At 58.3% G+C, this 12,193-nt stretch carries 7 protein-coding genes; 6 read left to right on the top strand and 1 reads right to left on the bottom strand.

The features are described from left to right. Positions 1-123 precede the first annotated feature (123 nt). The 4 genes from JK232_RS15100 to JK232_RS15085 all read left to right on the top strand — a co-directional run bounded on the left by JK232_RS15100 (position 124) and on the right by JK232_RS15085 (position 5,180). Positions 124-1,488, top strand: a complete 1,365-nt coding sequence (locus JK232_RS15100; protein WP_072930457.1) for a TolC family outer membrane protein — start codon at positions 124-126, stop codon at positions 1,486-1,488. A gap of 77 nt (positions 1,489-1,565) precedes the next feature. Further along, positions 1,566-3,710, top strand: a complete 2,145-nt coding sequence (locus JK232_RS15095) for a type I secretion system permease/ATPase (protein ID WP_072930455.1) — start codon at positions 1,566-1,568, stop codon at positions 3,708-3,710. Between the two features lie 10 nt (positions 3,711-3,720). Next, positions 3,721-4,887 carry a beta-barrel domain-containing protein gene (locus JK232_RS15090; RefSeq protein WP_072930453.1) on the top strand — a complete coding sequence of 389 codons (1,167 nt, stop codon included), beginning with the start codon at positions 3,721-3,723 and terminating at the stop codon, positions 4,885-4,887. A 65-nt stretch (positions 4,888-4,952) separates the two neighbouring features. Beyond that, a complete protein-coding gene (locus tag JK232_RS15085) occupies positions 4,953-5,180 on the top strand; it encodes a hypothetical protein (protein ID WP_072930450.1) in 228 nt (75 codons plus the stop codon). A 407-nt stretch (positions 5,181-5,587) separates the two neighbouring features. Here the strand turns inward: JK232_RS15085 and JK232_RS15080 are convergent, their stop codons facing one another. Beyond that, on the bottom strand, positions 5,588-7,570 hold the full coding sequence (locus tag JK232_RS15080; protein ID WP_212589355.1) for a DUF4034 domain-containing protein: 1,983 nt from the start codon (positions 7,568-7,570) through the stop codon (positions 5,588-5,590). A 778-nt stretch (positions 7,571-8,348) separates the two neighbouring features. On the opposite strand from JK232_RS15080, the gene ompC reads away from it, so the two are divergent. After that, entirely contained in the window at positions 8,349-9,449 is a 1,101-nt protein-coding gene (gene ompC / locus JK232_RS15075; protein WP_072930446.1) for a porin OmpC, read from the top strand. A gap of 313 nt (positions 9,450-9,762) precedes the next feature. Further along, on the top strand, positions 9,763-11,988 hold the full coding sequence (locus tag JK232_RS15070; protein ID WP_212589390.1) for a glycosyl hydrolase family 18 protein: 2,226 nt from the start codon (positions 9,763-9,765) through the stop codon (positions 11,986-11,988). The last annotated feature ends 205 nt before the right edge of the window (positions 11,989-12,193 follow it).

Raw genomic sequence — 12,193 nt, 5'->3', positions numbered from 1 at the left:
GTACTGACGCAGGGCCGCGGGTGACTCCCGGCCCAACAGGAACGTAAGGAAGACACACACCGCGCGGCGGCGACGGCCGCCGCGCAGGATGGGATAAAAACCAGATAGGGGGTCGCGTCGGTAATGACCAGACAACGCAGGCGGTGTGCTGGGGTATTGCTCAGCACCCTTTGGATAACAGGGATAACAGCACCGGGCGCAGCCCATGCTGAGACACAACCGGAGTTTCACTGGCAGGCCGCACCCACCGAGGAGCAGCGGGCCAGCCTTACCCTGCGCGAAGCCATTTTGCGGGCTTTCGCGCGCAACCCACAAATCGCCTCGGCGGCGGCGCAAATCCACGTCGGCGAAGGTGACCTTAAACAGGCGCGCAGCGCCTGGTTCCCCCAGATCTCCCTGAACGCCTCGGCCGGGCACTCCAACCAGACGGACTCCGCCGGGCAGCTTAATAACAATGCGTCCGGCGGCATTGAGCTGAGCCAGTTGCTGTATGACTTCGGCAAAACCGGCGGCGCCATCGACGAGCAGGAGCAGCTCTCTGCCTCCTACCGTTACACGCTGTTCAGCACCATGACCGATGTCGGCCTCAGCACCCTCCAGACCTATCTGGAGGTGAAACGCTACCAGGCGCTGACGCTGGCGGCGCGCGACAACATCGCGTCGCTTGAGCGGGTGCGGGACACCGCCAAAATGCGCGCCGACGCCGGGCTTAGCTCGCAGTCGGACGTGTTGCAGGCGCAGACCCGCATCGCCGGGATGCGCGCCACCCTGGAGCAGTACCGCGCCCAGCAACGCTCTGCCTCCGCGCAGCTCACGGTGCTGACCGGCGTGGTCTCTGACAACCTGCCGGACCTGCCGCAAAGCCTGCTGGAGCAGCAGGTGGCGCTGGACCGCATCCCGTACCAGAACAGCGCGCTGGTGCGCAGCGCCCAGGCCAAACAGGAAGCGGCGATCCAGCGGGTGCGCTCGCAGCGGGCGCAGCACTGGCCGACCCTGCGGGTGCAGGCCGGGCGCACGCGCTATGAAAATGACACCCGTTCCTACTGGGACGATCAGGTGCAGCTGGCGGTAGAGGCCCCGGTCTATCAGGGCGGGGCGATCAGCGCGCAGGTGGAATCCGCCGAGGGTGAGCGCGAGGCGGCACAGGCGGAGGTGGAAAAGGCCAAGCTGGACATCAACCAGAAAGCCTCCACCGCCTATGCGGACATGATCGGCGCGCAGCAGCGCCAGCAGGCGGGGGATGAGCAGTATGAGAGCGCCATCCACACCCGCAGCGTCTATCAGGATGAGTACAAACTCAGCAAGCGCAGCCTCAATGACCTGTTGACGGTGGAGCAGGATGTGTTCCAGGCGGACACCATGCGCATCGGCGCGTTGTATGACGGCTGGGACGGCACGGTGCGCTATGCAGCGGCAGTGGACAACCTGCTCGACATGCTGGGCATCGACCGGCAGCAGCAGAGCGGCGACAAGCTGCCTGCGCTGTAACCGGGCCGCGGCCCGTAAACTGTTTCTCCCGGACGGAGGCGGCCCACGCCCGGCCGGGACACCAGAGAGAGTGTGACATGAAAACAACAACGGAAGCATGGATCGCCGCGATGGTCAGGGCGGCGGAGATTTTCGGCAAGCCTGCCGATCCGCAGTTCCTGCGCCAGCAGATGCGCTGGTTCGAGCAGCTCAGCCCGGCGCGCCAGCTTGAGCGCCTGAGCGGGCTGATGGGGTTGCAGGTGAGTGTGGTGCCGCGTGACCGGGTGCGCTGGCGGCAGGAGGTGCTGCCGGCAATTGTGGTGCTGGAGCAGGGCACCACGGCGGTGATTGAGACGCTGGACGCCGACGGGCAGGCCGGTTACTGGTTGCAGGACGGCGGCGACATCCTGCGGCAGGCTGACCTCTCCTCGCTGCTTTCCCAGGGGGACAGCAACGTGGTGCTGGTCGGCGTGGCGGCGCGCGGGCGCGACAGGCGGATTGATGAGTTTGTGCAGCCCTACCGCAAGCACTGGTTCTGGCACAATTTCCGCGGTGCCGGGCGGCGCATCGGCGAAATTTCCCTGGCCTCGGTGATCGGTAACGTGTTGGCGCTGGCCGGGATCCTGTTCTCGATGCAGGTGTATGACCGGGTTATCCCGGCGGAGTCGTTCTCCTCGCTCTGGGTGCTGTTCGTCGGCGTGCTGCTGGCCGCGGCGATTGAGTACGGCATCCGGCTGATGCGCACCCGCGTCTCTGACCTGATGGGCAAACGCATCGACCTGAAAGTCTCCTCACTGTTTTTCGCCCGCGCCATGAGCATGAAAAATGAGGCGCGGCCCAAATCCACCGGGTCGTTTATTTCGCAGTTGCGTGAGATTGACCAGGTGCGCGAGCTGCTGACCTCCACCACCGTCGGCGCGGCGGCGGATATGCCGTTTGTGCTGCTGTTTCTGGCGATCATGGCGTTTATCGGCGGGCCGCTGGTGATTATCCCGCTGCTGGCGATCCCGCTGATCGTGATCCCCGGCCTGCTTATCCAGATCCCGATGGCGAAGCTGGCGAAAGAGGGGATGCGCGAGGGCGCGCTGCGCAACGCGGTGCTGGTCGAGGCGATCGAGGGCATTGAGGACATCAAGGCCCTGCAGGCGGAACCCTATTTCCAGCGCCAGTGGGAGCAGAACCACGAGGTCGGCGCGACCATCGGCATGAAGCAGCGGCTGTGGGGCGCCCGCCTGACCGGCTGGGCCTCGACGGTGCAACAGCTCACCTACGCCGGGATGCTGGTATTCGGGGTCTATCTGGTGCTGAACGGCGACATCACCACCGGGACGCTGGTGGCCGCCAGTTTGCTCTCGTCCCGCACCATTGCGCCGCTGATGCAATTGACGCTGGTGTTCTCGCGCTGGCAGCACGCCAAGAGCGCGATGAAGGGGCTGGACGAGTTGCTGAAAAAACCGCTCGACCGGCCGGAAGAGGGCGAGATGGCGCACTGCCCGGCGCTCAGCGGCCACTACCAGCTCAGCAATGTGCAGTACGCCTATGACGCGGAGCAGGGGCCGAATGTGCTCGGCGTCGGCAAGCTGGAGATCAAGCCCGGCGAACGGGTGGCGATCCTCGGCAAGGTCGGGGCGGGGAAATCGACGCTGCTGAAGTTGCTGGCCGGGCAGGCGACGCCCACCGGCGGCAAGATCATTATTGACGGGGTGGACATCACCCGCATCGACCCGGTGGATCTGCGCCGCCAGCTCGGTTACCTGTCGCAGGATTCACGGCTGTTTTTCGGCACCTTGCGGCAGAACCTGATGCTCGGCCACCCGCACGCCACCGATCAGGAGATGTTGCAGGCGCTGCGCATCAGCGGCGCGCTGAGTATGGTGCAGCAGGACGCCGCCAGCCTCGACCGGATTATCAATGAGGGCGGGCGCGGGCTGTCCGGCGGGCAGCAGCAGATGGTGCTGATCAGCCGGATGGTGCTGCGTAACCCGCAGGTGGTGCTGATGGATGAACCCACTGCCTCGATGGATGAGCAACTCGAGGAGTATGTGTTGCGCCAGATGCACAGCTGGCTGACCGGCCGCACGCTGGTGCTGGTGACCCACCGCCCGGCGCTGCTGAAGCTGGTGGACAGGATTGTGGTGATGGACAACGGGCGCGTGGTGGCGGATGGCCCGCGCGAGCAGATTCTGGCGAATGCGGCGGCCACGCAGGCCGCGGCCGCCAAGGCGCAACAGGGCGCAGCCTGAGGACAGGATTATGTCGCATATCGTAACGGATGAGTTTGAGCGCGATCAGAAGCGGGTGTCAGGGATTATCTGGCTCTCGCTGGTGGCGCTGGTGGTGTTTTTCGTCTGGGCTTATTTCGCGGTGCTGGATGAGGTGACGGTAGGGACCGGGAAGGTGACGCCGTCGAGCCGCGCCCAGCAGATCGAGAGTTTTGACGGCGGGGTCATCAAGCAGTTGCTGGTGCAGGAGGGGAGTATTGTCAATAAGGGGCAGATTCTGGCGCGCCTCGACCCGACGCGGTTCCAGTCGAATTACGGCGAAGCCGCCGCGCGGGTGCAGACGTTGCGCGCATCGGCGGAGCGGCTGACTGCCGAGCTGACCGGTGAGCCGCTGAAGTTCAGCCCGCAGACCATGAAATCCCCCGAGCTGGTGGCGCGTGAGCGGCAGCTCTATCTGTCGCGGTTGCAGAACCGCAATGAGACGGTGAAGAATTTGCAGGATTCGTTGCGGCTGGTGGAGCAGGAGTTGCGGATGACCGAGCCGCTGGTGGCCAAGGGCGCGGCCGGGCAGGTGGAGGTGATCCGTTTGCGGCGGCAGGCCAGCGAGATCCGCGGGAAGATTGACGAGGCGCGCAACCAGTACGCGGTGAAAGCGCGTGAGGAGCAGGTAAAGAATAACGCCGATCTGGAAGCCGAGATGCAGGTGATGGCGGGCAAGGAGGATCAGGTGACGCGCGCCGATCTGTTCTCGCCGGTACGCGGGATAGTGAAGGACATTCAGGTCACGACCGTCGGCGGGGTGTTGCAGCCCGGCGGCAAGTTGATGGAGATTGTGCCGATTGAGGATCAACTGCTGATTGAAACCCGCATCAACCCGCGCGACATCGCTTACATCCGCCCCGGATTACCGGCGACGGTGAAGATCACGGCGTATGACTCGTCGATCTACGGCGATCTCAAGGGCCAGGTAGAGACCGTCTCCCCGGACACCATTCAGGACGAAGTCAAACGCGACCAGTTCTATTACCGGGTATACGTGCGCACCGGCAAAGCGACCCTCACCAACAAAGCCGGCCGCGAATTCCCGATCGTGCCCGGCATGGTCGCCACCGTCGACATCAAAACCGGCCAGAAGAGCGTGCTCGACTACCTGTTGAAACCGCTCAACAAAGTCAAAGAGTCGCTGCGGGAACGTTAACCCCCCAAGGCAGGCACCGCGCCTGCCTTTTTCTTATCTAAAGATTTGCATAGCCGCGGAACCGGATGAATATTGCTCGCCTACTTTTTCCTTACATAGCCAAGAATTTGCAATTTGGTGGGGGTGTAAAAATCATTGCTGAGTGGAGCCGGAAAGCGAAAACCGATGCACGTTCAGCGAAAGTAACGCGCCTACTTTTTCCTTACATACTAAAAGATATGCAGTTTGGTGGGGGCGTAAAAATCATTGCCGAGTGGAGCCGCAGGGCCGGGCGAGCGGACAGGATAGCCTAGAAAGCACCCCTACTTTTTCCTTACATACCTAAGGATTTGCAATCTGGTGGGGGCGTAAAAATCATTGCCGAGTGGAGCCGCAGGGCCGGGCGAGCACACAAGGATGTGTGCGAGAGGGACAGCCACGCCGGGAGCGTGTCTGTACCGGCCCGGAAAGCCCGGAGGCGAAATGAGGGGACACGCGAGAGCGTGCAATGATTCAGCCAAACCACCGAAAGCGCGCGGGTGCAGGGCCGGCGCGCCGGCAGGCCCTGCTCGGTTGAGGCTGGGAAAGCCGGGCAGACAAATACACATGAACAACCGAAACCTGCCCCCGAAACAACCGAAACATGCCACATGAACAACCGAAACCTGCCACATGAACAACCGAAACAACCGAAACCTAACCAAACCGCTTACCCCAAGGCTTAACCATCACCCCTTAAAAAATCAATCCCCCCATCACTCACCTTCCGCCGATCCTGCCACAACCCCATCCTGTCCCGCAGGGACTCACTCAACCCGGCCAGCGCCACCTGCGCCGCCTCCAGCCCCGGATTAATCGAGAGCGCCAGCTCAAACAACTGTTGCGCCCGGTAACGGTTTTTCTCGCACCCCAGCCCCTCACGCCATGCCATGCCCAGCGACCAGGCGGCCTCCGCGCGGGTGCTGCTCTCCTCATCCCGGATGATCTCCGGCAACCACTGTTGCACCGCCTGCTGTTTGTCCGCCTCTGATCCGGCTTCCAGCGCCCAGGTGGCGCGCCAGTAGCGGGCGTTCAGGTCGCCGTGCTCAATCGCCTGCTGGTACCAGTGCATCGCCCCGGCGTAATCCGGCCCGCTGTCTGCGCCTTCGCGCAGGGCATTGGCGTACGCAAACATCGCCGGTACCAGCCCGGCTTCAGCGGCGCGCCCGGCCGCCTGCAACGCGCCTTGCGCACTGCGCAGATCCTCCGGCACATCCTCGTGCCAGGCATCGCGGTAAAACAGGTAGAGTTCGTAACTGTGCAGCGCACTGCCGCGCAGTGCCATGCCGAGCAACATCGTGTGGGCGGCGTGCAGATCGCCGTTCAGCGCCATGTCATGCGCCAGCGTGATCTGCTGCTGCTCAGTCACCGCCCGGTCAGGCTGCGCGGCCAGCAGCGAGGCGGCGTAATCCAGCAGCGACGCCGAAAGCCGCAGGTTCTCCGGCACGCCATACAGCCCATGTGCGCAGGCACAGGCGGCAAAGGCCGCCAGCAGCGCATCGGACGGGTAAGCACAGGCGCGCTGCAACAGCGTCGGCAGCACGGCGTGGGCATCCTCCACGCCGGAGGCCAGCACCGCGCGCGAGATAAACAGTGTGGCAGGCGGCGCAGGCATCAGCTCCGGGGCCAGCGCCAGCAATTTGGCATAACAGGCCAGCCCGGCGGCGTCATCATCCTGCCAGTAGGCCAGGCACGGCGCGGCCGCTTCCAGCAGTTGCTGGTGCAGTGCCGGGGCAGGCGGCGGCGCCAGGGCGTCAGCCAGCTGTTGCTGGAGCGCTTCTGCCCGGTCGCTGCCGCGCTCCGCCACCTCGCCACTGAGCGCAAACAGCAGTATTTCGGCGCGGAAACGGCGGCAGGTCGCGTCGTCAAACCCTTCCTTGAGTACGCGCGCTAACACCGCCTCGCTGTGCGCCGGGGAGCCGCCCCAGTGCGGTGACTGAAACACCAGCCAGGATTCCACCGTGCCGGTGTCACCCGGCCGCACCGCCAGCGCCAGCCGCAACCAGTAGTCAATGGCCTCTTCCTCTGCGCCGCGCGTGTCTGCCAGCGCCGCCGGCAACTGCGACGGCCACGGGTCAGGCGCACCCGCACCCAGCGCTTCCAGCCATGACAGCCCCTCCGCCCAGACCGGGTTGCCGGTCAGCCGGAATTTCTGGTGCAACGGCACCGGTACCTCACCGGCAAACAGCGCGCGCAGCCAGTAAGGTTCACCAAAGCCGCCGCTGAGGGTCATTAAATGGCGGAAAGCGTGGGTCGGCCGCGGGTGGCAGCCCACCGCCCGCAACAGCGCCTGCACCGCGTGGTCACAGCAGAGCTGCGCGCCGAGCCATTGGCTGTCCGGCAGGGCGGCTTCGTCCCCCTGGCTGCGGATGGCCCACGCCTGCTCGTGCCAGAACATGCCCAGCAATACCTGGGCATGGTAACTCTGCGGCGAAAGCTGTACCCATTCGCGCAAGAGTTCGAGCCGGGCGGCCCCATCCAGCTCACTGCCGCTAAACAGGCTCTCCATGCTCATGATAAGCCCGTACTGGCTGTCCGGCGTGGTGTGCGACTGCCAGCCGCGCATTTGCATCAGCAGCCACTCATCCAGTTTGGCAAAACGGCGGGTCAGGAGCAGGGTGCGCGCCCGGAGGATGTCATCGGGCTGGGTGTCAGAAAGTGGCATGCGATTCCTTCAAGCTGGCTGAACGGGCTGCCGTGCGGCGGACGGCAAAAGTGGGGTAATTATGCGAAGTTTCTGCCCATAAGTCTAAGTAATGGCCATGAATCTCAGCAGCAGAATGTTCTGAGAAGCGCCGCCAACCGGCAGAAAGCAGGCCGGGGGGAAAGGGGGCTTGCCGGAACCGGGGAAATAATGCCCGGAAGTGATAAACAAGGCGGGGTAGGTTATTACCGGAACTCAACGATAAGGGTTATTATCTGACCAATAAAGGGAGGGGAATATATTATTTCCCTCAGGTAATACAAGGTGGAAAATAATCAATAATAACGGTTATCACTCATCACGAGACGGAATTACCGCACAAAAAGGCAATAAAAAACCGGCCATAAGGCCGGTGCAAAAACAATCAAATTATCTGAGATAATGAAGGTAATAAATACAAATAATGATGATAGCAGGCGCTATTATAGCGGGGGGATTAGGATTTCCTTTATCATTCGGTGCGATACAGGTGGTGTAAATTAACTTATTGAATTTAATGTTATTTTTTAAAATATAGGCAAAATAGTACATTATTTGACTGCATTGACAGCATAATCAGTCACCATTTAATTACATATTGATACGCTTACTCATAACAAAGAAACATTATCGATAAATTAGTAGCATTTTCTTTCTGGATTAGTTATGCACTTATCCTGAGAATGAATTCGCCTTGTCGGGCTTAATTATTCATCGGTAACTGTGGCGCACACCCGACATCACGATCAAGGACACTACTATGAAACTCCGCATTCTTTCTCTGATGGTTCCCGCTTTATTGGTTGCCGGCACCGCAGGTGCTGCAGAAATTTATAACAAAGATGGCAACAAGCTGGATCTGTTCGGCAAAATTGACGGCCTGCACTACTTCTCTGACAACGACGGCAGCGATGGTGACCAGTCATACATGCGTTTTGGCCTGCGTGGTGAGACGCAGATCAGCAATCAGTTAACCGGGTACGGCGAATGGGAATACCAGGTCGCACTGAATACATCTGAAGACGAAGGCACCGCTGACACTTACACCCGCGTCGGGTTCGCCGGTTTGAAATTCGGTGACTACGGCTCACTGGATTACGGCCGTAACTACGGCATCATTTATGACGCCAGTGCCTGGACTGACGTGCTGCCGGAATTCGGCGGCGACACCTACGGTGCCGATAACTTCATGATGCAGCGCGGTAACGGGATGCTGACCTACCGCAACAACAACTTCTTTGGCCTGGTTGACGGCCTGAGCGTCGGCTTGCAATACCAGGGCAAAAACAACAGCGGCACTGAAGCAGAAGGCCGTGATGTGCTGGACAGCAACGGTGACGGCTACGGCATGTCACTCTCCTACGACCTGGGCAACGGCATCAGCGCAGCGGCAGCCTATGCCAGCTCTGACCGTACCTCTGACCAGAACAGCGACGCGCTGTATGGCCGCGGTGACCGCGCAGACGCCTACACCGGCGGCCTGAAATATGACGCCAACAACATCTACCTGGCGGCGATGTACACCAAAACCTACAACGCCACCCGCTTCGGCGGCGGCGGCAGCACTATCGAAGGTTTTGCCAACGAAGCAGACAACTGGGAAGCCGTGGCACAGTACCAGTTCGACTTCGGCCTGCGCCCGTCTGTGGCGTACCTGCAATCCCGCGGTAAAGACATTGAAGGCTTCGGTAACCAGGATCTGCTGAAATATGTGGATGTCGGTGCGACGTACTACTTCAACAAAAACATGTCGACCTATGTTGATTACAAAATCAACCTGCTGGATGACAATGAATTCACCAACGCAGCCGGCATCAACACCGATGACGTGGTGGGTGTGGGCCTGGTTTACCAGTTCTGACGTTTCACACCGCTGCCTGTATTCGCCCCCTATTGGGGCGTTTTTATTTCGCTTACGCGCTTTTTATTCCTTATTTCTTATTCCTTTTTGTTTTTTCTTTTTGCTTTTCTTTTTATTCCTATCATTTAAATATCACACGCTTTTTTTCACTGTTCAGTAAAGAGTGAAAATAGCAGGGTGTTTAGCTTCACTCCAAATTAACCAAGGATGTAATAATTATTAATTTCGCTGTGAGTTAGTTTGTTTATTATTCCCCGGAAGTTAATTGAGCTTGATATGATCGCGAGTTTAATCTTTCACAAGGAAAGTAATGATGAAACTAAATAAAATAACCGCTGCCCTGATCCTGTCAGCGGTTGCCCTTCCTTTATATACATCAGCAGCAACCCTCAGCGCCAACGACAGTACTAATACCATTTCCGGCCTCGACAGCAGCCAGATGATCTCCACGGATAACGGCCATAAGTGGAAAGCCTACACCAATGAGAGCCAGAATAATTTCCCCGGTACGCTGACGGTCACGGTAGCGGTGAAGGACGATCAGGCGATTAACTCCGTGGAGTATGATCCGTCCGTCGCCTATTCCGAAGCCGGTACCGTGGTGCGTTATAACGGCTATTACTGGACCAACCAATGGTGGGCGAACCCAGGCGAATTGCCGGGCAGCAATGCGGTCTGGACACGAGGTGATAAAATCGGGATTAACACCCTCGCCACCTTTAAATTCACCCCGTATACCGGCCAGGAAGCGATAGATTTCCAGAATCAGCAAAAAGCCAACGTCGCTGCACAACGCAAAGTTACCGGCTATTTCCCGGAATGGGGCGTGTATGACGCGCATGAAAACTTCACCCCGGACAAAATTGATTTCTCTCTGCTGACCCACCTGAATTACGGCTTTGGGATAGTGAAAAGCGGCGAGGTAGAAATTCATGATACTGAGCAAGGCCCGTTATTACTGGCAGAGCTGGATGAGATGACCGAAGAAGCGGGCGTCTCGTATATGGCGTCTATCGGCGGCTGGAATAACTCGGAAGAGGGCGTATTTGAAGAGGCCACCGCGACCGATGCGGGCGTGGAAAAACTGGCCAACAGCATGATGGCCTTTATGCTGGAATGGGGCTTCGACGGGATTGACGTGGACTGGGAATACCCGGACAGCGACACAGAAAAAACCCAGTTCACCAAGCTGATTCAAAGCCTGCGCAGCAAGCTGGACGCGCAGGGCAAGAAAGATGACAAGTACTACCAGCTCTCTGCGGCGGTGACCACCAACCACAACAACATTAAGTTTATCAACCCGGAGGTGACGACGCCCCTGCTGGACAGCGTGAACGTGATGGCGTATGACATTCACGGCGCGTTTGACCCGATCACCGGCCACAACGCCCCGCTGTATGCCAACAGCCAGGACGCCGACCTGAAACTCAATTCATCATCAGCCATGAAAGAGTACGCCGACACCTATAAGGTGCCAAAAAATAAACTGCTGATGGGGATCCCGTTCTATGGCCGCGGCTGGGGTGATGTTGAGCCGACCGAAATCGTTCAGGGGCTGCCGGGGCTGTTTGCGCCGGGCAGTGCGACCATCCACGGTGCCTGGGACGACGATGGCCAGTTCACCGGCACCAACCCGTGGTATCTGCTGAAACAGAAAGTGGCCAGCGGCGACTATACCCGTTACTGGGACAGGGAATCACGCGTGCCGTATCTCTATAACGCCGCCACCAAAGAGTTCCTGACCTATGACGACCCGCAATCTGTGCGTGAAAAAGTCGATTTCATCAATAACGAAGGCTATGGCGGCGCGATTATCTGGGACCTGAGCGGCGACACGCCGGATCATGAACTTGGTAAAATCGTGAAAGATGTGAAAGAGTATGTGGTGGAAGACAGCGATGTTGAAGCCGTATATATCGATGTCTTTGACAGTAAACGCCGTATTAACGTTAACTTCGACAATGAAAAATTAAAAGAGAGCAGTTATCAGATAGAGGTAGATGGCGAGTCTATTTTCTCAACATCAAACGGTAAAATCTATAATGCTCAACAAGACAATGCCGGTGAGGTCACGACAGTCTATTCCTATGATGTGTCAAAGTATCTGGCACCTGGGAAAGTCGTTACCGTTAAACGAACCTCCCCGAATGAGAAAGTGCTGAAGACACTGACTGTGACAGAAGCTATGCTGGAAAATAATCGTGACCCGATCGTAAATGAGGATATTACTGGCCTGCGGATTGAAAAACGTAATGGGGTGAATGGTATTGCTGTTGATTTCAAACGCGATAAGCTGGATGGCAACAATAGCTACTACGCAAAAATAAGCGGTGAAGACTTTGAGGGTAACTACGTTCTCTCCTGCTATGTAGGTAAATGCTATTACGCTTCTCGTGAGAATAAAAATGATAATACTTCCATCATTCATGGTGGTGGTGGTAAGTTACTTAAAGCGGGGAATGAAGTGATCATTGAGCGTCGTGCACCAAATCCAGGTGTGTTGATGAAAATGACCATTACTGAAGATATGTTGAAATAATATTTAAATGATATCGGTAGTGCCATGTCAACGCCCCGACAATACATGTCGGGGCGTTTTTTATTGTACTCATCTTGACTTACCGCCTGCTAACAACATTCCTGCCTTTTCCCATCTGCAATCACTATTAAAAACCCCGCATTTACGCGCCCACAACATATTATTAATTTAAATAATGCTTAATTTAGAGTGTAGCAATAATTAC

The organism is Nissabacter archeti, assembly GCF_018257325.1.
In the GTDB taxonomy this organism is placed as follows: Bacteria; Pseudomonadota; Gammaproteobacteria; order Enterobacterales; family Enterobacteriaceae; genus Chimaeribacter; species Chimaeribacter arupi.
Note: the sequence above shows the minus strand (reverse complement) of the source record. Positions and strands in the feature narration are given on the sequence as shown.